Source organism: Novosphingobium rhizosphaerae (assembly GCF_050920675.1).
Lineage (GTDB): Bacteria > Pseudomonadota > Alphaproteobacteria > Sphingomonadales > Sphingomonadaceae > Novosphingobium > Novosphingobium rhizosphaerae.
The window spans coordinates 2,128,475-2,148,696 of the sequence record NZ_CP137861.1; the positions used below are offsets into that span (position 1 = coordinate 2,128,475).

Below are 20,222 nucleotides of genomic sequence, written 5' to 3' on the forward strand. Positions count from 1 at the left end.
CGTTTCGGTCGCGAAGAGCTCGTTCGGGCGCACTGGCGCTCGCGTTAACAAACCACGATGTGTCGCCGGGCGGGATCCGTCCGGCGACTTTGTGCAGACAAATTGGAGGCTTCCATGATGTTTCAGATTGACCAAGTCTTCGCTGGCTATGTTGATCAGGCGCCAATTGGCACATTCTTCATGCCCATTGAGGATGAAGGTGCCTATATGCTTATTGGTGAGGCGAAGGATCCTGACGAGAACGACGAAGCATTCGCAGTTTTCCTCAGTCGTCACGATTTTGAGTTTATGCCGACCCAGGGTAATCGTGCGTGGAAAGGACTTATCATTTCCGATGTTCGAATTGAAGTTGATCCGAAATCTGCAAGCATAAATCGCTGCGTTGGATGCATTTATATCAAAAATGGAATAATTAGCTTGGTTGCAAAAAATAGAATGTTTAGCAAACTTATAAATATTGGGGTGACTAATTCATTGAATGATTTCGAGGTGGCATTTACGCGTTGGAGTATTATTCATGGTAGGGGTGAGCATAGGAAGGTGCTTGCTGAAATTGACTTGGGCAATCATGAGCATGCAATTTCTATAGCGTAATACTTAGCCTCAGGGTGGCGAAGTGGAGCGCCTAATGCCATGGCCGCGCCAATCCATGCCTGATCAGGTACGCACCCGCGTCCCGCCCGTCGACCGTCACGCGCGCCAAGATCCTCCCATACCGATCCCGCCCGACCGGCGCGATAGTTGTGGTCCCGCCGTCGACTAGTGCAGCAAGTGCGTCCCGCGAGCGCTCGCCCAGCATGTAATCGCACCAGGAGGGATTGCGGCTGCCGGCGAGGCGCCGACGCGAAGCGCGGCTGCAGCGCTCGCTGCCGGCAAGCTCGGGCGCATCGATGTTGACCAGGCGGACACGCTCGGCGCCGCAGCGGATCGTGTCACCGTCATGGACGATCGGGTGTGGGCAGGGCGTGAGCGCGGCGATGGTCGCCAGGGCGAGGGTGCTGGGCATGTAGGTAGAATGCCTTATGCCGGCCAGGGCAGCCAGTGCAGATCGGTCCGGATTAGATCGGGCTCGGATCCATCGCCTGGCCGGCTTGACCATCCTTGACACTTGCGCCCTCGCGATCCTGCCAAATTGGCGGTAATCAGGTCCGGGGGGCGTACGAGGAGAGTCTTGATGCGCAGGATTGTAATTGCCCTGGCCGCCGCGATGGCTGTTGCTGCCACGCCAATGGCCGCTCAGGCCGCGCCGTGCAAAGATGCGAAAGGCAAGTTCGTGAAGTGCCCGGCCGCCAAGCCAGCACCGAAGAAGCCCTGCAAGGATGCCAAGGGCAAGTTCGTGAAGTGCCCGAAGTGAGGTGAATGTCCGTCCAGCGGTCAGGCAGACTTGGCCGCTGGCGGCTTACGGCGCTGCGCACCCCTGCAACAGCGCCACCGCCTTGTCGAATGCCGCGCGCAGCCGCAGGTTCGACACCGCGATCGGGCCGATATCGTGGGCCGCATCGCCGGTCAGCTGATCGCCCACGCGCGGCGGGGCGGCGGGCACGTCCTTGGGATCGACACAAGCAACGGCTACCGGCACGTTCACGCGCTCGACGCGCGTCTCAATGACCGGCGGCGTTGGTTTTGCGGCACAGCCGGCCAAGGCTAACGTGGTCAGGCCCAATGGGGCGAGGATCAGGCGGCGCATTATAGTTCCCCTTTGGCAGCCATCACGGCGTCAGGCGTTCGGCAGAATCCGGCGGCGGACGGCGGCGCGGTCTCGATCGCGTGGGCCAGCCCCTCGCGCACGGCGTTGCGCGGCGCGGTCGCATCGAGCGCAGCCTTGCCAGCGGCTCGGCGCGCGTCGCCCTCGTCCTTGAGCCGCTGCACCGCCGCGTTCTGCATGCCGAGCGCGCCGTGCAGCGTGTCGTAGCTGGTGCGCATGATCGTCGCGGCCCGGCGCCAGTCGTGCTCGGCGCTGCGCCAAAGGACGATTTCGGCAGCGCGCTTTTCCGCCACAGCGCGCTCATGGATGGCAAGCGCGAGCAAGATCGCCACGGCGGCCCAGGGCACCATTGATCGCCAGTGGTTGCGCAGCATGGCCAGCAGCGGGGCGAGTAGGGCGCCGATCATTGTCCATCTCCCGGCTTGGGCGGCTGCGGCAGCCGGCGCGCGATCGTCGGCAGGGCAAAGGCAGCAAAGCCCACGGCCACCGATGCCAACGGGCGCCAGCCTTCCGGCACATAGGCGACCACGCGGGGCAGCAAGGTGGGATCGCTCATCAGATAGGCGACGATCAGGCCGCCGAGCGCAGCCAGCTTTACGGACCACAGGCGCCACAGCGAGCGCAGTTCGATCATCAAGTTGTTCATGCCAGACTCCATGCGAGCAGCGCCCAGGCCAGCTTGCAGAGCAAGTGGATTGCCTGGTCGGTGTTGAACGAAATGCGCCCCCGGCACTTGGCGTCGTCGGTGGCGAAGTGGATTGCCGCCTCGGCCAATGCTAGCCACCAGATGCCCGTGATCAGCGCGACAAGTGCGCCGTGGATCGCAACGTGTGCGCCCAGTGCCTGCCACCAAGGCACGCCGGGAATTGGCGCAGTGCGATTCTTGGCCTTGGAGAGAAAATCTCCCTGGCCGGGGTAATCTGCAAAGGCATGAGCGCCGATCAGCAGGATCAGCATCATGGGAAAGGTCATGCGATCACTCCCAAGCTACGCGCCCGCCGGCGGGCCACCTCTTCAAGGCCCACAAGGCCGCCATTGACGCGCCGGCGCAGGCCGACGAAATCGCCGCGGTCGCAATAACCGTTGGCCTTCACCCGGCCCCAGTAATCGCAGAGCGCGCGCGCCATCGGCACGGGATCGCCGCCGTGGATCTGGGCCGACGTGACACCGAGCCGATCGGCCAGCAGCTTGTATTCCGCGGCTCCGGTGTGCTGGATCAGGCCGCCCCCGCGATGGTCCCAGCCGTCATCGTCCGTGGTGCCATTGGCCTGGTTACCCATCCGGCTGCCGTAGACGTAGTTCGCCAGCGCGCGGGGTTTACCCAAATAGGGCAGCGTGGACTCTACAGTCGGGAAGCGCTGCTTCCAGATGCGCATCATGCCGGCGCTCGAGTAGCGCATGTCTTCGGCGAACTTCGTGTAGCCGCCGGTTTCGTTGCCGGTCTGGCCCAGCAATTCGGCCAGGCGCTGCGGCGTGTCCACGATGCCCGCCGCCAGCAGTTCCGGCGCCAGGGCGACGCCGAGCGCGCGCAGCGCATCGTCGGGCTGGCGCTGCGCCTGGTGCGCCAGCAGCGCCGTGCAGGTCTTGGCGCCCCAGTCGCCATCGACCGGGCCGGGATCGTAGCCGGCAGCCTTGAGACGGGTTTGCGTCGTGCGGATGTCGATCATACGCCCCTCACTTGATGGCCAGGGCGATGCCGCCCTTGATTGCGACCACGATGGCGGCGATTGCCGCGGCCAGCGCGCCGACCCACTTCACGAACTTCCCGCCGGTTTTGACTGCCTCCCAGGCCTTGACGATCTCGCGGGTTTCCTCGACGCCCTCTTTCACGTCGGAGAGCTCGCCGCGCATCGCATCGACCGCTTTGATCAGCTGGTCGACGCTGGTTTCCAGTCCGCTCATGCGCTGGACGATCTCCTGATTGGTGGGCTGGGTCATGACATGCACCATGCGAATGCAGGAATGCGCCAGACGAGGACTGCAAGCCGGAGTTGGCCGAGCGGGGCGTGACCAAGCTTAGCCATGGTAGCCCTTCGGCCGCTGGCCGATCGCGAGGCTGAACGTCGCGTTCCCCACCGCCTCGCCGATTTCGTCGTATCCGGCGATTACGTAGTGATCGCTGTCCATCATCAGACCGCGCGAATAGAAGTAGCGCGTGCCCGTGTGCACCATGAACAGCCCGGCGTTGCTCTCCACCAGTTCATCCTGGGCTTGCCGGATCGTGGCATCGCCCGTCGTGTCGCCGCTGTTCTTGGTCCCGATCCTGGTAATCAGCATCGGCACGCGCGCGCCGATCACGCCTTGCACGCGGCTTTGCAGATCCAGAAACGCCGTCTTGTACGTTGCGCCCGCCACACCATTGTCAGCGTCGGTTTCGCCCTGTTGGATATAGACTTCGCAGCCGATGATCGGCAGCTGCGCCGCAGCAGCAAGGGTCAAGGCATTGGACAGATCGGTGACCGCCTGGCTCCATGATCCTCCCGTCGCAGACCAGGCACCCGTACCGACGATCGACGTGCCGCCTTCGGCCGAGTTGATCAGGATGCAGCCGATTTTCCCGTTGGACAGTTGCTGCACCCGCTTGGCGAGCGCCGGCCCCATCGAACCGCGCCCCGCCGCTGCCGTCGCATCGTTGCCGGTGGGATCGGCAAGCGTCGCCAAAGTGTTCGACGCGCGCACGTATTTGTACGCTTGGCCGGTCTGAAACGTCTTGCTGCTCAGAGTTGTTGCGCGACCAGAAACGTTGGACTGGCCGATCATCCACACCAGGATGAAGCCAGTCGGCGCCACACCTGAAAAATCGGTTCCACCTCCCGCCTCTAGTGCGGTCACGCGCGTCTTCAGGCTGGCAACGTCGGCAGTATTTCCGGCCGTGGGCAGGATGGTGTTGAACGTCAAACGCAGCTGGAACTGCGCGGTAGTGATCGGCCCCGTCGCCGTGAACGAAGTCGCGTTGCCGGCGCCACCGCTGCTGTAATAGCCCCCGCTGTCGCCCGTCGCGGTCAGATACGAGACCAGGCCGTTGCCAGTCGTGGTAGCGCGCGGCCAGATGCCGATGTAATCGCCATTCGCCACCGGCCAGGAACCGAAGGTGGCGTAAGTGATCGTGTTCAGCCCGGCCACCACCGGCACGACAAGATCCGTCCCCACTTGGGTAAATGTCGAACCGCTCTTGCTGAACCGCCGCAATAGCACAGTGCCCGTGCCGGTCGGGTTGAACAGTTCGATCTGTTGCAGGAAGCCATCGGCCGTGACTGCGTTGGCATAGACATAGGTGGCGCCGCCCAGCGCCGTACCAGTGACCAGCGTGGCACCGCTTGGCCGGCCCAGTAGGGTCTGGATGCCGCCAGACTGTCCATTGACTGACCCCTGCAAAGTGCCGATCGCCAGTGCATTGGCCGAAACCGTGGTGGACAGCGTCGCGAATTGGTCAACCAGCCCCACCGTTGGCAGCGCCGTGATCACGCCGAACCGCATTTGCAGTTGGACGTTGGTCGTGGTCGCGGCATCCGTGAAGGTGCCCGTGTCGCCAGCACCAGCGCTATCGTAATAGCCGCTGCTGTCGCCCGTGGCGCTCACATAGGCGAGACGGCCAGCCCCGCTGGTATAGGCATTGATACCCAGGCGCTCACCAGCATTGACCGGCCAGGAGCCGAAGGTTGCATAGGTGATATGGTTGAGCCCCGGCTGCACCGTCAGGACCAAGTCGCTGCCAACCTGGGTGAAATTGTTGCCGCTCTTGTTTTCGCGACGGATGCGCACGGCGCCAGCGGACGCGGCCGGATTGTAAATGTCGAAATATTCGAGATATCCATTCGACGTAATCGCATCAGAATGGACATAGGTGGCGGCGCCCACCGCGGTGCCAGTCACCAGCGTAGAGCCGGTCGGGCGACCCAAGACCTGGCGCGTGCCGGCGCTGCCATTGATCGTGGCGATCAGAGCTTGCACCATGGAAGACAATGCCAGCGACTTCTGCGTGCCGCCGGCCGGCCAGGACGCCAGCGTTCCTCCGTTGTTGTACCAGCTCAACAGCGCGGTACCATCAGACGACGGCGCCTCGAAAGGCACGTTCGCTGGGATCAAGCCGACGGTTGCTGTGGGTGCGGTCGGCGCAGTGGTAAATCCTGCCGCAGACGGCCATGCAAAGGACGGTGCCGTGCCTGACGTGGAAAGACCGCCCTTGTCACGGCGATAGGATGCGACCTTGCCATCGCTACCGATTGTGCCAAAAATTCGCATGCCCCAGAAGCCGTTGGTCGGGACAAGCTCATATTCACCCGGAGTTCCGCCCACGCCCGTTCCGACGCCGCCAGAAACAGCGGTTACGGTGTTGGGAGGCGTTCCGCCCGACGAAACCGTAGTGGGCAAAACGCCAAAGGATGCGGCAGAGCTTGCGGAGGCCGCCGCATACGTCGCGGAATCGTTCGCTTTGTTCGTGGCGAGCACGACTTGATCGCCAGCAAGGGACACCTGGGCGGCAGACTGATCGCGCGCCGCCTCACTCTGCCCCTTGGCGGTGATCGATGCATCACGTGCAGTTTCAGCGAGGCCTTGCGCTGTCTGAGCAGCCAATTTTGCTGCGTCAGCTTCTTCCACAGACAGCGCAATGTCGGCGCCCCCGAATGGCACTGGCTTGACCATGCCACCCACGATGCCCAACACTTTGCCTTCTGAATCGGCCAGCGACGCCATCGGCAGAGGCGCCTCACCCAGCGGCACACGGAGCGCTCGATCAACTTCGCGCTTGTTCGCCTGATCGCGCAGTGCTGACCGGTCATTGGTACGATTTACCGCCGACGCCAGCCATGCGCTTCCATCCTCGAACTGCGTTAGCTGCTGAAAAGACGGATCGAGCAGGATATAAATTTCACCCGACGTCGGCGGTGTGTCGAACACGACAGAGCCACCACCGCCACTAGCCAGCGAGACGGAAAATCCACTTACCGACGCCCCATCGATTTCTACCTGCACATCGTCAGTGACCAGCGCCGTGAAGGTGAACGGGAACGTCGTAGCCACGCCGTTGGCGATGAACGGCCCGTCGAATGCATTGGTCGTGGAGACAGCCATAATACCCACCGGTTGCGAATACCGATGGGTCTATGGGGCTGGACTATGCGCGTGAATCGCGTGGGGTCAGTCGTCCTTGACCTTGCCGGTGGTCAACCCCTCTATCCAGTCACCCACACTTTGCGGATCTGCGCCCTGGCCCACGTCGACCAGGAACTGCGTGGCGCTCGCGACCTGCCCAGGCACCAAGCCGGTGAGATAGCCGGTCGTTTCCAGCACATCCTTAGTGGCGTGCTTTGTTTCCTGGCCGCGCGCCAACTTGCCCACGTCGCGCCCAGCCTGAGCCAAGCTATCGGCCGCGCGCTGCATCGGAGTGAGGGATGCGCTGAACACTTTGTTGCCGGCGACTGCGTTCCAAGTCGGCTCGAACACGTCGCGGGCGAGGGGGATCGGGCCAATCGCATTGGCCAGCATCTTGCGCGCTAGCCATTCGCTCCACCATTCATCATCGTCAGGGCCCCCACCGCCCGTCACCCCAGCCTTGATCAACTCGGTCAGCAGGGGCGGCGCGATGAGCAGGAAGAAAGCCCGCGCCGTGAGCTTTGGCAGGTTGCGCGTGCGCCGCGCATCAGCGCCACCGGTATCGCGTGCCAGCGTGCGCTGGCGCTGATACTGGGCAGAGAAATAGCTGTAGAACATCGTGAACAGCTTGGTCGCTTCGCCCCATTTCCCCGTGCCACGCACAATTGCCGCCATGTCCTTGGGCGATCCAGCGCCCTGTGACTGACGCACCGCCTTGTCCCCGGCATAGATCGCGTCAGCTTCTGTGGCGCCGCCAGCGATTGCATTGGAATAGGCGGCCATCCACGTCGGCACGGAAACCACCCGATCCATATATCCGATGCCATGGAACATGAAGCGCTTGGCATCCAGCGCCTGGCGCGCGAGCTTGCCCACCGGGTTCACCGTGGCCATGGCCGCGATCTGATTACGGATATCGCGGTCCAGCGTGTCCATGCGGGCTCGCAATTCGCCAGACCGCTCAAGAGCAAAGCGCGACGTTTCGATCGGCGAGGCGGCGAACCGTGCGATGGCCTTAGCCATGGAGCCGGCCCCGACCACCTCGACCGAGTTGGAGTAGCCGGCGATTTGCGTCAGCATCGTGGTGGCACGCAGGCCCATGCCGACCACAGTCACATTCGCCCGCAGCTTGCCCAGCCACTTGCCAAAGCCTTCGTTCCCGGCGCGCTCCATCGCCCAGGAGTTGGCCACAAACTTCACCCACGGCCGGAACTGCTTGCGGATTTCAGGGCCAAGGGCGGCATCCACCGCGCGCGACACCCGCTCGCTGGTAAGGAAGCGGTTCGCCTGGATCACAGCCTCACGATGCGTGACGTCGTGGATCACCTCGCCCAGATGCCGGTTGATGACGCCCAGATCCAGCAGGATCGGCGCCTTGACTTTTTCTGCACGCTCTTTCGTCGCCCGGGCACGCGTGGTGGCGCGAGTGTAGTTCGTACCCAGCAAGTCGCTTTCCTTGCCGCCACGCTCTTCCGCGCGATAGTCGCGCGTGGTGTCATAGATCGCCGGATAATAGCCGCCGCGCATCGGGCCGTGCGGCGTGTCGAACGCACGCGGACCGATCTTCTCCGGCGCAACACCGTTCACGCGCCGCTCCAGCTGCTCGATCATCGGCCATAGCGTGTCGATGGTATCCCACACGCTCTGCACGAACTGCCATTCGCTGGCGGTCAGCGTGTCGTTCAAATAACCCTCGATAGCGCCGGGGTTGATCCGGTAGCCGTCAGCCAATCGCTGGAAGTTTCCGGCGTTGCCGATGTTGAGCGCCATGGCGATGACCTTGGACCGCTCCATGCGCATTGGCCGGCCGGTGGCCACGTCTGTCCAGGGCATCTCCAGCTTGTCCCGCCACCGTGCCGCATCTTCGGCTGGGACAGCCTTGAACAGCCCTTTGATGCGACCGTAGTAATCGGCCAGCATGGCGTTCTCTCGGTCTTGCGCATCAGCAATCGGCCGAAACGCGATCCGGTTGAACACGCCATTGGGGTCGCCGCCATCGAGCCAATCGAACACGGTTTCCAGCTTGAGCAGCGTGGCGTCCACAGCCAGCGCGCCAGCCTTGATACGCTCGAGCATGTTCGGATCGGTCAGATCCCGCGGCGGCGCGCCAGCGATGTTGTCGGCGGCGCGCTCTGCTTCATCGAAAATGTCGCTCCACTCGCGCTCTTCCTGATTGTCGAGCAACGTCTGCTTCAGCCGGCCCAGGTGCATGACCTGGTTTACCGCATCATCCAGCCCCAGCAGGTTCTCAACCGTCAGGCGCGACCAATGCGTGCCACGCAGCGTGGCCTCAAAGCTGGCCGGAACGACGATCTCGCGGCCATCGGCTTCCTGTTGCGCCGCCCAGGCCTCCCACTTCCCCTGGCGCTCGATCGACTTCTGCGAGCGCGGCCCCAGCTGCACCGCATCAAGCAAGGCATGGGCCTGTTCGAGGTATTCCTGATCCACCGACTTCATGGTCTTGCGCTTGGCGATCTTGGCCAGGCGGTCCTGCGCGCGCGAAACCTCGTCATAGGCCGCCTTCGATTCCGCCAGCAGCGCGGCCGAGAGCATCTGGCGTTGCTTGGCGGCGAACGCCTCATCCATCTTGCCTGCCAGGATTGCCTTTTCAGCCTCGCGCCCGGCCTTCGCAACCGCCTTCGTGTGGCGCTGGATAGCCGCCAAGCTGGCCTGTTCCACGATCACGCCGCTGCGCACCCGTTGCCGGGCCCAAGCCCTGGCAACCTGATAAGGCGTTGCCTGTTGCCCGGTACGCCGGCCGAGATAGCGCAGTTCCGTGGCCAGCAAATCACCGGCCAGGTCATTGTTCACGGCGGCGATCGCCTCTTCCTCGATGCTCCCATCATTGAGCGGATCATCGCCGTGGCGCCGCTGCATTTCCTCGTCTGCGGCATTGTCGATCATGCGCTGGCGCAGGCCGCGCGCGTCGCCACTTTGCTTAGCGGCCAGGTGCTGGCGCTGGGCGCCGATCAGAACCTCGATCATCTGCTGGCCACTTTCGAAGCCGGCCATTTCCGCGAGCATGTCGGGGTTCACGCCACCGGCCTTGTGGAGAGGCGGAACCTGCTTGGGCAGCAGGTCCAGCACATCGCGGCCGAAGCGGTCCTCCAGCCATTCCCGGCTGATCGGCGTGTCGCGCATGAGGCGCAGCGACCTGAGCAGCGGCGCTGCATCGAGCCGTTCCGCTTCATCGGCGCGCGCCGCCGCGCGCTCATCGTTCCAGGCCTTGGTCCGCTGCCGCCGGATTGCCGCCATGGTCTTGGCCAGCAGATCGGCGTTCGCCTTGTCGCGCGCGCCCTGTGCAAGCTGGGTATAGGCATCGAACTCAGGCCCGGTCATCCCCATGGCCTTGGGGTCAGTGATTGCCGGCTGCATCGACAAGGCATCACGCTGCGCCGAGATTTCCTCATCGGTGGCAAGCAGGCGCCCGAACACCTCGCGAATTTCCGGACTGATCGGCGCACGCAGAGCCTCGACCTTGCGATAGATCGCCAGCATCCACCCGCGCACCGTCTCGAACAGCCTGGCCAGGCCAGTGGACGGCGCCTTGCCCTCCATCAGGTAGCGTTCGATTCCGCGCGCCCAGTATTCGTGCGCTTCGACCGGGATTGTGCCATCATCGGCCAGCGGATGGCCCAGGCTGGCGAACCAGCCCTTGACCGTCTCCCAGTCGGTACGCAGCTGCTCGCTGGCATCGGGATGCGTGGCATCTGCGCGCAATTCCTCCAGCCACTGGTGACCGAATTCGTGGATCAGCGTCGAAGGGTTGCGGCTCTGGAAAAGCTCGATCGTGCCGCCACGACCGCCCTGGCCGGGGATGAAGCGGCCGCGCGGGCCAGTTTGGGCCGATTGCTCAAGATCATTGCTTTTCCGGCGCAGTGAGAGTAGAGGCTTTTTCTCCCTCTCAGGCTTCATGTCCGGAATTGGACCGGAATAATCAGCCTGAGGGGGTTCTCCTTCATAGACCGGATTGCCCTTGGCCTTTTCCGCATCGATCATCGCCTGAACGCGATCAATACCGGTTGCGCCAGCCACCCCATCCTTGCCGTAGACACTGACCACCACTGAACCATCGGTCTGCGGTTCAAGCACGGCCAGGATCGGATTACCTTTGGCATCAAGCGCACGAGTTGCGACAATGACGCGCGACGAATTGTTGGCGTCGGTGGTCGGGAAGATCGCCCACGGTTTGGCCAGCAGGCGCGGAAGGTTGCGGATGGCCTCCCGCGAAACCTCGTCGTGATCGCGGCCGATAGCATTCAGCTTCCCGCGCCCGATGCGCAGCACGCCTTCGGGCAAGCCATAGGTTGACAGAACCGCCGGGGTGCGGCCCAACTCAATGAACCCGCGCGAGCGCTCGCCATTCAGGGATGCCTCGATGTCTGCCGACACGGCATCATCCGCCTGCTCATACCCCTGGCCCTGCTGACCAGTCGTATACTCCTGGATCGCCGCGCGGATTTCGGCATCAGTCATGCCGTCCGGATCGCGCCCATTGGCTTCGAGCATGGCGCGAAGATCATCAGCCGCCGCGCGGGCCGGGTCGATCTTGGGCGCTTCGGCATAGCGCGGCCGCCCCGCCAGTTCATCGCGAATTGCGTCGAGCAGGGTGTTCTGGTCGATTGCGCTGGGCCCGGCCTCGAACTGGGCAGCCTGCAGTTCCGGGAAGTAGCCGGAATCGATCGCCGCCGACAGCGTGGTGTCCAGGCCATATTCGCCGTTGCCCGAAAGCGTGCCCACTTCGTTCTGGCGTGGGTCGTAATCGCGGATGAGCTTCCGGCGCCCCTTGATCGGCGTGGGCTTCTTGCCCTTGTCATTCAGGTGCCATCGGTCCAGCCCCATGGCCTTGAGGTCGCCGCCGACGTCGTTGATGCCGCCCCGGTCATTGATCCATTGCAGCAGGGTCTTGCCTTGCGGGATTTCGGCCGGCGCGCGCTTGCGCATGGCGTGGATCACCGTGTCCCACTGGTCCGCCCGCTGGATTTCAGCCAAGCTATCGGGGAGCACGGCGCGGATCGTCGAACCGAAATCCTTGGGATCGAGCGGCCGGCCATTGCGTTCGGCGCGCACCGCGGCGCGCAGCACGTCTAATTCGGCGTAGATGCCGGCCATGCGCGGTGTGAACCCGGCGTTCTGCAATTCCTGCGTGCGTGCTTCAACAATGGCGGCGCGCTGGCTTTGCTGCTCTGCCGCCGCACCGTCTTGCTGATCGGCCTTTTCAGTGACCCGCTTGATTTCCGTTTCGGCGTTGTCCTGAAATGCCTGTACCTCGCGCATAGACATGCCGCCAGGCCGCAGGCGAATGTCATCTTTGAGCGCAGCCCATGCCGGCGTGCTGGGCAGGGCGGTCAACGCAAAGTCGGACGGCAGCACCACGTCACCGCCAGTGGCCAGCGCTTCGGCAATCTGGCCCTGATAGTCTGCCAGCGGATCGTCGAACTGGTTGTAGCTGTCCGACTGCTGATACGCCGTGATCGCTTCGGCCGGAATGTAAACCTGTGGCGGGATGTGGCCGTTCTCACTGGCGACACGCAGCAGTGCGGCATAGGCTTCGGGATCGCGCTGGCGCAGCGCCGAGCCTTCTGCCGCCTTCGCCATCAGGTTGAGCGCTTGACCGTCCTGTGCGGCGCGCTGCGCCTCTGCCTGGCCGCGCTGATAGTGATTGGCAGCAGCTTGCGCAGCCCGATCAGCGAGGACTGCGCCACCAGTCTGCGCGCCAGTGGCCGCTACCGTGCCGACCAGGGTAGCCAGTGCAGCTTCGGGCCGGGCCTTGAGGTAATCGCCAAACGTCTGGCCTTGGTTGAGGGATGCCCAGTCGGAAAAATCCTGCACGACAGTCGCGATCTGCTCGCCAGGGATCTCGTGCACCAGCTGGCCGAGGATGGCTTTGCCCACCGGCGTCTTCTGCACCAGCGCTTCCACCAGGTGGCTGGCTGGGGTCTTTTCAGTGATATACTCGGTGCCGCCCTGCGTAAGCGCATAGGATAGCGCCGACGCCCCTGTCAGGCCCTGGGCCCGCCCCTTCGCATAGGCATTCCCCCCAACCGACGCGGCGGGAATGGCCGTCGCCAGTTCCGGGTTGCGCGTCATCGCGGCGGCAATAGTCAGCGGGATGCTTTCCAGCGCGGACAGCGCGCTTTCAGTCCAGAAGTTGTTGCCGATCGCGCTCTGGCGGATCGATGCCGCTTCATCGCGCATTTGCTGCCGCCCGGCCGCGCGCCAGGCCTGCTGCTGGGCGAAGGCCTTGTCAGGATCATACCCCTTGGCCAGACCAGCCTGCTGAAGGACTGTCGTCAGGGCAGTATCGACGCCGTACCCCAGGTAATCGGCAGGTGCCAACAACGTGTCAGCGAACTCTCGCAGGCCTGCTGCGCCTTCATAAACACCCGACGCACCTATACGGGCAGGCACCTTCTTGAGCATGTCCCAGGCGCTTCCCAGGATGCCCAGGCTCTTGGTATCATCCGACGCCGCCACGGCGCTGCGCGGATCGCCCGCCGCCCACTGGCCAATGGTGGGGTGCTGATCGATGAGCTTGCCGAAGTTGTTCGCCCGCAGCGAGCGTTCAGCGTCCTCAATCGAATCCTCCACGTCAGCCGGCAAAGTGCCGAGGCTGCGCGCCGTGCGTACGGTGCGGGCGACCTGATCGGGCGCGTGTGGTGACGTGAGGATGTCGAAGCGGATTTGGTCCGTGCGTTGGCGCTTGATCGCGTCGGCGCCAGCGCTCCCCGTCGCCGTGTTCGACGGGTTGAATTGCGCCAGATAGTCGAAGGGGTCGATAGGGCCAGCCATTGGCCGACCCTATGAGAGCTAGTTCCCCTGTGAATCCCGAGCGGTTCGCCGATACTCGCGCACCACGTCGTCGTTGCTCGCATTCTGGATGCCGCGCAGTCGCAGGTTGTTGCGGATGGTCTGGACGGTCTGCTGGCTCAGGTTCTCGAACTGGATATCGTAGAGGTGGCCGACGTTCCCATTCGCAAACCGGATTTGCTTTGTTGCTTGCGTGACCGCCTGTTGCAACTGGGCTTCCGTCGGTATCGTGCCCTTGGCCGCGATGCCATCCGCGAACTGCGCCACTGTGTCCAGGATGGCCAGCCGCTGGCGGTTATAAGTCACCATGGCATCGGGATGTTTGATGCCAGGATTCGTCCGCAGCAGGCCGGGGTTGCGCCGCTCGAATGTCGCCAGCGCCGATGCGGATGCATCCGCTGATGACCATTGACGAGCCGAAGCGCGGCGCTTGGCCTGCTCCTCCGCCAGGCTGCTTAGATCCGAGAACGGCACCAGACCTTGATATTTGCGCAGATCGGTCTGCGCGAACTTATCCGGCTCCAGATAGGACTGCAATTTCAGGGCCAGGGCAGTGCTCTCCTGCGCCTGCTTTGCCGACGCATCGTATTTGGCCTTCTGCGCCTTTGCGAGGTTGCCGCGCATTTCCGCCATGTACGCCGGCTTCACTCGGCTGGCGATGTTCGACGGGATGGCGTCGGGAGAAGGGTCCTCTCCATTGTGGTTAGCCTGATAATTGCCAATCCACTGGTGCAGACTGTCGGCAGCATCCTGGTATTGATCGTTGAGCGCCTGCTCGTCCTGGCCCATACGCTGCCGAGCATAGCCCTTCACGCGCTCGCGCTTTTCGAACGACCAATCCGTGCGCTTATCGATCGCGGCGATGATGGCGCCCTGGTCCCAGTTGCGCGGTGCCTGAGGCGACCCGACGACGCTTGTCGCGCCAGGCCGTCCACCGATGACTTTCTGCGGATCAAGATCGGCGCCGTCAGCGCCACGGACGCGCAGGTGCACATGCGGGCCGGTCGTATGGCCCGTCATGCCCACAGTTCCCAGCACCGTGTCGGGCGTGACGGTGTCGCCGACTTTCACCGACTGGTTGCCCATGTGCGCATAGGTCGATGTCGTGCCGTCGGGGTGCTTGACCTTCACCCAGCGCCCAGCGCGATCGTCCTGCGTGACCGCTTCGACCATGCCGCCGGCAATCGGATGGATGGCAGCGCCCATCGGGGCACCAATATCTAACCCGGCTGAGCCGCGCTCCTTGTGCTGCTCGAAGGTGTTGGTGACGCGACCATTCGCCACTGGCATCTGGGCAGCAACGCCTGGCTTGCCTTGTGCAGCCTCAGGAACCGCGCGCGCAGCGCCGAGGCCCGCCGTCACCTCCAGGAACCCATCGGCCGCGTCTCGCCGCTGCATAGGCTCGCGCAAGGCGTCCAGTGCAGCATTGCGCTGGTCGAACGTCATTTCATCGTGGTGAGCGTCGAACACAGCGGAAGCCATATCCACCTTGTCGTCTTTCACCAGCCGATCGATGGCCGTGGCATAGACGGCGCCCTGCTGCTGTTTGACGTAGTGGCCAGCTGCGTCACCCAACCCGGCAAAATCGGCGTAGGCTTGGGCCTTCTGCCCGACGATACCGACGGCGGCGCGCAGATCGGCAGGATTGTCCACTAGCCCGGCCGCCGCATCTTGCGCGTCGGCCAATTCGGCCCCGAGCACACCCTTGCGTTGCACTGCAGCCTGCTCGATCGCGTGACCATTGATCTCGCCAAGCGCCGAAGCATAGAGCGCGCCGAACCGCTCGCCGAAGATCTTCTGCGCGCGCGGGCTTTTCAAGCCCTCCAGCCCCTGTTTTCGCAGGTCATCCAACTGCTTCTGCGCCGCCGGCAGACCATCCACCGCATTGCCGCCCTGCTGGGTCTTGAACTGGGTCAGCGCGTCCGAAAGCTTGGGCTGCAGCGCCAGAACCTGTTGCCGGGCCACGGTGTCATCATGCTGGGCGTTCAGTTGGTCGATCGCGCTCAGTGTCTGGCCTAGCCGGTCCATGCCTTCAGCAAAGCCGTTGGGCACCGCGCCGGGGGCCTGCAGCCGGGCACTGACAGGCGCAGCACCGTTGGTTGCCTGCTGATATTGCGGAGCGCGGGGCATCAGCCGAACCCTCCCTTGGCCTTGGCGGCCTGATACTGCTTCACCCCACCCAGCACGCTCGATCCCATGTCGAACACGCCGCCGATGATCGCATTCGTCTTGGCCGCGCGCGCCGCGTTGGCCTGGGCATCATAGTTGGCTGCATTGATGTCGTGGCTGCGCAGCGTGTTGTCACCCTGGCGGTAGATGTTCGCCACGTCTTCCCGGCCGAGCAGATCGGTATCGGCCACTACATCAGCAGCGGTGCCAAAGCTGGTCGACACGCCGTTTGCTGCCGCTGCCACGGTCTGCTGCCCCTTGATGCGCGCGATCTCCCGATATTGCTTGAGCGCGGCCTGGCGCGTGTTTTCCTGGTCCTGCTGCGCTGCATCGCGTTCGGCCGCGGCGTTGGCATCGGCCACCTTGGCCTGCACGTTGGCCTGCTGCACGGCGCTGATGGTCTTCATCGCGCCGGCGCCCACCGATAGGGCAGCAGCGGCAATTGGGATGAGCGGCGCGCACATCAGCAAGGCTCCTTGGAAAACCGGCGAAACATCACCCCGCGCACGTCCTGTTCCTCATCATCAACGGCAAAGCCCCAGCGCTCCAGCAGCCGGATCGCCTGGCTATTCTGCGCGGAAACTAGGTTTCGCAGGGTCAGTCGTGAATCGTGCAGCCGCTCGATGATCCCCGGCCCCCATTTCAGCAGTTCACGCGGATGCCGGTAGACCTCGTCTGTGCCCAGGAACCAGGGGACGCCTTCACCGGACAGCACGCTTTCCACCACCACGCCGAACATCGCGTGCGCCCGGCCGTCCAGCAGGGCAGTCCAAGCTCTGGCGCTGGCGGCAATTCCGGCGCGCAGGGCCTGCTTTGGCTCCCGGCCCATGGCGCGGCATTCCAGTTGATCGATCGCGCGCATGTGGCGAGCCAGGAACCCGACATGGCAAAGTTCCGCCGGCACAATCCTGATGCCAGATCCGATCAACCGTAGATTTCCGGGTCCTGAGCGATTGCCAGCATGGTGAAAGGCAACGGCGCGGTCTGGCGGATCAGCACGGTGCATTCGTCCTTGGCCTTGTTGGCCATGTTGATCGTGTAAGCCCCGTTCATCAGCGCATCCGGTGCGGCATAGGCTTCGGCAGTGCGCGACTTGAGCGGGAACAGGTTGGCTTCATCGATGCCGGCCATGATCTGCCGGGTATTTGATAGCTGCACCACGACTTCGCCCGTGCTGTGCACGCGGCCCATGTTTGATCCAGACTGGGGCGAATTGATCCGGACTGGCAGCGTCTCGACCGTGACCTCGTAAGGTATGCCGAAACTGGCGACCGTGCCGCCACCGAAGTCTTCCGGCAGCGTGATCGTGCCATTGGTGACGGTGAGCCCTGAGATGGCCTTGCCATCGACCAAGCCGGCAACATCGGTGCGGCCCTCCAGGTGCCACAAACCAGTGAACGTCGTCTGCGTTTCTTCGAACGTCCCTGATACCGCGCAATCGAGAAAGCAGCATTCCTTCACATCCGACCAGCGATGGCTGACCATCCGCTCCACGAAGCGCCGCGTGACACCTTGCACCTGCCGGTCGACCATGAGGTAGACGCGATCCTCGCCATCCTCAGAGATGCAGCAGACCGACACGACATCGCCGTCGGTTTCGCACAGGGTCCAGCCCCACACGTTCTGCTCCTGCTCCCAGGTGAAGCACAGCAGCTTTCCATCGTCCCGGGCGGCCCAGATGACGCTGCGTGGCTCTTGCGCATAGCACCAGGAAACGATGCTCATGCCTTCGAAGAAATGCGGCGAGAAGATCGACACATCGTTCGATTTCAGGCCATCGATGGTGAAGTCATAGCCGATCGTGCGCACCGACTGCCCGACGCTAGGCTGGTAGAACACGACATTGTCCACGACCAGGGCGGGAAGGCGCGAGGAGCCGCGCCCGATCTGGCGCCGGGTAGCTGGCGGTGATGTCGCATCGAGCACGCCGCCACTGCCATCGCCATCGATGTGAAACACGCTGTCCGACGTCAGCGCCAGCAGGCTGGTGGTCGTCACCAGATGGTTCACAGAGTTGACGCGGCCAGCCATGATGGCGAACGAAAGGGCGTCAGACGCGATGGCCGGGCGGGACCGGTCCATATTCTCCAGCTGGCCCGATCGAGATCCCCAGACGCCGTGCGGGACGTTGGTCGTGCGCGCCCACATCGAGCGCTGCTCGAAAAGGGTGACGGTCGAAGGATAATCCCCAGCAGCTGCGAATGGGTTGTTGCCTTGCGGCGGCGCCTGATCGAGCGCTGGCCCGATGTTGTCGTCGCGAAACGTCGTGGAATCGGTCGTGCCGATGTAGCCAAAGAACTGCGAGTTGTCGGCCTTGTACACCTTGTAGCGCGTGGCACCGGTCACTGCCGACCAGGTGATCGTGTTGTAGTTCCGCTTGAGCGTCAGATCGTTGGTAACCGTCGCCTCACTCGACGCCCGGCTCTCATACCCGGTGTCATCGTTGAAGGACGTCACACAATAGGTTGCCGGCTGCGGGAAATACGATTTTCCGCTGTTGTCGCTGTCCGTGTTCGGAACCGTCGCAACAGCTGTGCAGGTGGCTGGTGCGTCGATGTTGGGGCCGAAGCTCACATCATTGAATGACCAGTCGGTATGGCCCGCTCGGATCAGCTTGGCCGGCGCGTGGTCGATATGCGCCAGGTACATGGTGTCGGCGGTCTGCTCGAAATCGAGCTCCGCCAACTCGACGCCATTATAGGGCGACCCGACTTTGTAGATGCGATATCCACCCATCTCAGGGCTCCAGCTTGCGGATATAGCCGAAACCACCACCACCACCGCCACCAGTCGTAGGCGGCGCGGGCGTTTCCACCACCGGCGGCACCACTGGCACGACGGGCGGCGTCGGCGTGACCGTGCGGGTTATTCCGCCCTCGCAGCCGCTGAACGCCGGCGCTGCGCTGGTATCGACCGCCACTGCGAAATGGCTGTCATCGACGATCGTCACGACCTTGAAGGCCCTGCCGTTCAGCAGATCGCCCAGGCCGCCATCAACGCCGTCGAAATACCACCAATCACCGACGGCAAGCCCGTGATAGGCAACCGCCACCACCGCTTGGGCGGCATTGGTGATCCCGGTAATGGCCAGTTCTTCCTCCAGCACCCGCCCGCCGGCGGCGCATGGCGCCATGTAGCCCTGGCCCATCTCGAGGGCATACGTCTGGGTCAACGAAAACTGGAACGGGACGAGCCGCGTCGGCTTGCTGGCGTCCAGGACCTCGCCGACAAGACGCGTGCCCGGTCGCTTGGTGATCCCGCCATACTTGAGCACCAACACATTGCGCGCCTGGCGCAGCGTCGAACCATAGGCCTCGACATCGAACCGGCCGTAGAGTTGCGGACCAAGTTCGCCGCGGCTGAAATTGACCTGCGGGATACGCACGCTCATGCGAAATCACCGATCCCGGCTCGCGCATACTCGGCATCGCTGGCATAGCGCACCGGCCTGTGAACGCGCTTGTTCTCTTCATCAGCAATAGCGCGGGCGCGGGCCAACTCTGCACGCTGCTCTAGCACCTGTGCGACTTTCGCATCCTTCTTGATCGGAAGCGCAATGCGCGCAGCCAGTTCCAGTTCGAACGCGCGCGCCACCAGAGCGGGCATGTCGCCAGCCTCCAGCGTGTTGCGTGCATAAACCAGCGTCGCCGTTGGCACGTTGGCATAGATGCGGCCACCTTCGTGCAGGTAGGCCAGCGGAATCGCGTCCTGAAACGGAAATGGGTAAGGCCCAGCGATCGGCAGATCGGTGGCGTCATCCTCCACCTGGCGGATGGCCAAAGGCTGGGCCAGGTCCGCCGGCTCTGCATAGGCAAACAGCCATTCGGCGGGGCGGTCGTTCGCCACAGATGCAAGCGCCTGACGCTTGATCATCCAATGCCATTCGGTCCAGTCGGCCACTTCCAGCAAGAGCGGGGAGGCGAAGCGCGAAACCTCGCGGGCCTCGATGCTCCCTTCGGAAAAGTCGGCGATCTGGCCTGCCGCGATCTGCGCCAGTGCACGGTTACAGAGGTCGATAAGAGCAGCCATGACAAGACGCTATGCCCGGGCCGAGCGGGCGTGAATCCCAACAGAAAAGGCCCGAGGTTTCCCTCGGGCCCCATCGGTACTGTTGCAGCCTGTCAGGCCGGCGGATTGGGATTGGCATCCCCGCCCGATCCATCGCCGGTACCATTGCCGCCGTCGCCAGCGCCGCCATCGGCGTTCGTGCCGGCCTTGGCAGCCTTGCCCTTTCGGCCCTTGGTAGCCGCGGACTGGGCATCGCTGGACGCATCCGTGGCCTCCTTCGCGGCGTCGCGCGCGGCCACGGCTGCCTTCGCGGCGTCATCCTGCGGATCCCAGGCCAAGCCCGGCATGATGTCGGTGGTGAAAAGTTCACCGGGTTGAATGTAGCGCCCCTCCGAAGAGAGGGAAATCGCTTGCAGAGCACTATACGTCGCCATGG

General features: G+C 63.6%; 18 protein-coding genes. 2 read left to right on the forward strand and 16 right to left on the reverse strand.

The features are described 5' to 3' along the window. Positions 1 to 114 precede the first annotated feature (114 nt). Positions 115 to 594 carry a hypothetical protein gene (locus R9J51_RS09735; RefSeq protein ID WP_179504334.1) on the forward strand — a complete coding sequence of 160 codons (480 nt, stop codon included), beginning with the start codon at positions 115 to 117 and terminating at the stop codon, positions 592 to 594. 31 nt (positions 595 to 625) lie between these two features. On the opposite strand, the gene R9J51_RS09740 is transcribed toward R9J51_RS09735, so the two are convergent. Beyond that, complete coding sequence (locus R9J51_RS09740) at positions 626 to 1,006, reverse strand: thermonuclease family protein (RefSeq protein WP_179504335.1); 381 nt, start codon at positions 1,004 to 1,006, stop codon at positions 626 to 628. A 168-nt stretch (positions 1,007 to 1,174) separates the two neighbouring features. Here R9J51_RS09740 and R9J51_RS09745 point away from each other — a divergent pair, with 168 nt between their 5' ends. Next, positions 1,175 to 1,354, forward strand: a complete 180-nt coding sequence (locus R9J51_RS09745; RefSeq protein ID WP_179504336.1) for a hypothetical protein — start codon at positions 1,175 to 1,177, stop codon at positions 1,352 to 1,354. A gap of 45 nt (positions 1,355 to 1,399) precedes the next feature. Here R9J51_RS09745 and R9J51_RS09750 read toward each other — a convergent pair whose 3' ends face one another. From R9J51_RS09750 to R9J51_RS09820, 15 genes are all read right to left on the reverse strand, one after another. Beyond that, positions 1,400 to 1,687 (reverse strand): hypothetical protein, encoded by a 288-nt coding sequence (locus tag R9J51_RS09750; RefSeq protein ID WP_179504337.1) that lies wholly within the window; start codon positions 1,685 to 1,687, stop codon positions 1,400 to 1,402. Then, complete coding sequence (locus R9J51_RS09755; protein ID WP_179504338.1) at positions 1,687 to 2,112, reverse strand: hypothetical protein; 426 nt, start codon at positions 2,110 to 2,112, stop codon at positions 1,687 to 1,689. The genes R9J51_RS09750 and R9J51_RS09755 overlap by 1 nt, the downstream gene beginning before the upstream one ends. Continuing rightward, entirely contained in the window at positions 2,109 to 2,351 is a 243-nt protein-coding gene (locus R9J51_RS09760) for a hypothetical protein (RefSeq protein ID WP_179504339.1), read from the reverse strand. Before R9J51_RS09760 ends, R9J51_RS09755 begins: the two co-directional genes overlap by 4 nt. Beyond that, positions 2,348 to 2,665, reverse strand: a complete 318-nt coding sequence (locus tag R9J51_RS09765; RefSeq protein ID WP_218843460.1) for a DUF3307 domain-containing protein — start codon at positions 2,663 to 2,665, stop codon at positions 2,348 to 2,350. The genes R9J51_RS09760 and R9J51_RS09765 overlap by 4 nt, the downstream gene beginning before the upstream one ends. A gap of 8 nt (positions 2,666 to 2,673) precedes the next feature. Then, entirely contained in the window at positions 2,674 to 3,372 is a 699-nt protein-coding gene (locus R9J51_RS09770) for a peptidoglycan-binding protein (protein WP_179504341.1), read from the reverse strand. 7 nt (positions 3,373 to 3,379) lie between these two features. Beyond that, positions 3,380 to 3,643: a hypothetical protein gene (locus R9J51_RS09775; RefSeq protein ID WP_179504342.1), complete on the reverse strand. Its 264-nt coding sequence runs from the start codon at positions 3,641 to 3,643 to the stop codon at positions 3,380 to 3,382. Between the two features lie 78 nt (positions 3,644 to 3,721). Beyond that, complete coding sequence (locus tag R9J51_RS09780) at positions 3,722 to 6,778, reverse strand: sialate O-acetylesterase (RefSeq protein WP_179504343.1); 3,057 nt, start codon at positions 6,776 to 6,778, stop codon at positions 3,722 to 3,724. A gap of 66 nt (positions 6,779 to 6,844) precedes the next feature. Beyond that, a complete protein-coding gene (locus tag R9J51_RS09785) occupies positions 6,845 to 13,591 on the reverse strand; it encodes a hypothetical protein (RefSeq protein ID WP_179504344.1) in 6,747 nt (2,248 codons plus the stop codon). A gap of 18 nt (positions 13,592 to 13,609) precedes the next feature. Continuing rightward, a complete protein-coding gene (locus R9J51_RS09790; protein WP_179504345.1) occupies positions 13,610 to 15,739 on the reverse strand; it encodes a M23 family metallopeptidase in 2,130 nt (709 codons plus the stop codon). Then, positions 15,739 to 16,242 carry a hypothetical protein gene (locus tag R9J51_RS09795; protein WP_179504346.1) on the reverse strand — a complete coding sequence of 168 codons (504 nt, stop codon included), beginning with the start codon at positions 16,240 to 16,242 and terminating at the stop codon, positions 15,739 to 15,741. Before R9J51_RS09795 ends, R9J51_RS09790 begins: the two co-directional genes overlap by 1 nt. After that, the gene (locus R9J51_RS09800; RefSeq protein WP_432787965.1) at positions 16,242 to 16,640 is read right to left on the reverse strand and encodes a hypothetical protein; all 399 of its coding nucleotides are present in this window, start codon (positions 16,638 to 16,640) and stop codon (positions 16,242 to 16,244) included. Before R9J51_RS09800 ends, R9J51_RS09795 begins: the two co-directional genes overlap by 1 nt. 62 nt (positions 16,641 to 16,702) lie before the next feature. Beyond that, on the reverse strand, positions 16,703 to 18,514 hold the full coding sequence (locus tag R9J51_RS09805) for a hypothetical protein (protein WP_179504347.1): 1,812 nt from the start codon (positions 18,512 to 18,514) through the stop codon (positions 16,703 to 16,705). A gap of 1 nt (position 18,515) precedes the next feature. Next, the gene (locus tag R9J51_RS09810; RefSeq protein WP_179504348.1) at positions 18,516 to 19,169 is read right to left on the reverse strand and encodes a hypothetical protein; all 654 of its coding nucleotides are present in this window, start codon (positions 19,167 to 19,169) and stop codon (positions 18,516 to 18,518) included. Beyond that, positions 19,166 to 19,807, reverse strand: coding sequence for a hypothetical protein (locus R9J51_RS09815; RefSeq protein WP_179504349.1), 642 nt, complete (start codon positions 19,805 to 19,807; stop codon positions 19,166 to 19,168). Before R9J51_RS09815 ends, R9J51_RS09810 begins: the two co-directional genes overlap by 4 nt. A 92-nt stretch (positions 19,808 to 19,899) precedes the next feature. Further along, on the reverse strand, positions 19,900 to 20,220 hold the full coding sequence (locus R9J51_RS09820; protein WP_179504350.1) for a hypothetical protein: 321 nt from the start codon (positions 20,218 to 20,220) through the stop codon (positions 19,900 to 19,902). Positions 20,221 to 20,222: the final 2 nt, after the last annotated feature.

What these genes read in the sequence shown, in the direction of transcription:
- R9J51_RS09750 (WP_179504337.1), bottom strand. Translation starts at nt 1,687, where the DNA reads ATGCGCCGCCTGATCCTCGCCCCATTGGGCCTGACCACGTTAGCCTTG.
- R9J51_RS09745 (WP_179504336.1), top strand. Translation starts at nt 1,175, where the DNA reads ATGCGCAGGATTGTAATTGCCCTGGCCGCCGCGATGGCTGTTGCTGCC.
- R9J51_RS09775 (WP_179504342.1), bottom strand. Translation starts at nt 3,643, where the DNA reads ATGACCCAGCCCACCAATCAGGAGATCGTCCAGCGCATGAGCGGACTG.
- R9J51_RS09760 (WP_179504339.1), bottom strand. Translation starts at nt 2,351, where the DNA reads ATGAACAACTTGATGATCGAACTGCGCTCGCTGTGGCGCCTGTGGTCC.
- R9J51_RS09815 (WP_179504349.1), bottom strand. Translation starts at nt 19,807, where the DNA reads ATGGCTGCTCTTATCGACCTCTGTAACCGTGCACTGGCGCAGATCGCG.
- R9J51_RS09755 (WP_179504338.1), bottom strand. Translation starts at nt 2,112, where the DNA reads ATGATCGGCGCCCTACTCGCCCCGCTGCTGGCCATGCTGCGCAACCAC.
- R9J51_RS09790 (WP_179504345.1), bottom strand. Translation starts at nt 15,739, where the DNA reads ATGCCCCGCGCTCCGCAATATCAGCAGGCAACCAACGGTGCTGCGCCT.
- R9J51_RS09740 (WP_179504335.1), bottom strand. Translation starts at nt 1,006, where the DNA reads ATGCCCAGCACCCTCGCCCTGGCGACCATCGCCGCGCTCACGCCCTGC.
- R9J51_RS09770 (WP_179504341.1), bottom strand. Translation starts at nt 3,372, where the DNA reads ATGATCGACATCCGCACGACGCAAACCCGTCTCAAGGCTGCCGGCTAC.
- R9J51_RS09800 (WP_432787965.1), bottom strand. Translation starts at nt 16,640, where the DNA reads ATGCGCGCGATCGATCAACTGGAATGCCGCGCCATGGGCCGGGAGCCA.
- R9J51_RS09780 (WP_179504343.1), bottom strand. Translation starts at nt 6,778, where the DNA reads ATGGCTGTCTCCACGACCAATGCATTCGACGGGCCGTTCATCGCCAAC.
- R9J51_RS09765 (WP_218843460.1), bottom strand. Translation starts at nt 2,665, where the DNA reads ATGATGCTGATCCTGCTGATCGGCGCTCATGCCTTTGCAGATTACCCC.
- R9J51_RS09735 (WP_179504334.1), top strand. Translation starts at nt 115, where the DNA reads ATGATGTTTCAGATTGACCAAGTCTTCGCTGGCTATGTTGATCAGGCG.
- R9J51_RS09805 (WP_179504347.1), bottom strand. Translation starts at nt 18,514, where the DNA reads ATGGGTGGATATCGCATCTACAAAGTCGGGTCGCCCTATAATGGCGTC.
- R9J51_RS09785 (WP_179504344.1), bottom strand. Translation starts at nt 13,591, where the DNA reads ATGGCTGGCCCTATCGACCCCTTCGACTATCTGGCGCAATTCAACCCG.
- R9J51_RS09820 (WP_179504350.1), bottom strand. Translation starts at nt 20,220, where the DNA reads ATGGCGACGTATAGTGCTCTGCAAGCGATTTCCCTCTCTTCGGAGGGG.
- R9J51_RS09810 (WP_179504348.1), bottom strand. Translation starts at nt 19,169, where the DNA reads ATGAGCGTGCGTATCCCGCAGGTCAATTTCAGCCGCGGCGAACTTGGT.
- R9J51_RS09795 (WP_179504346.1), bottom strand. Translation starts at nt 16,242, where the DNA reads ATGTGCGCGCCGCTCATCCCAATTGCCGCTGCTGCCCTATCGGTGGGC.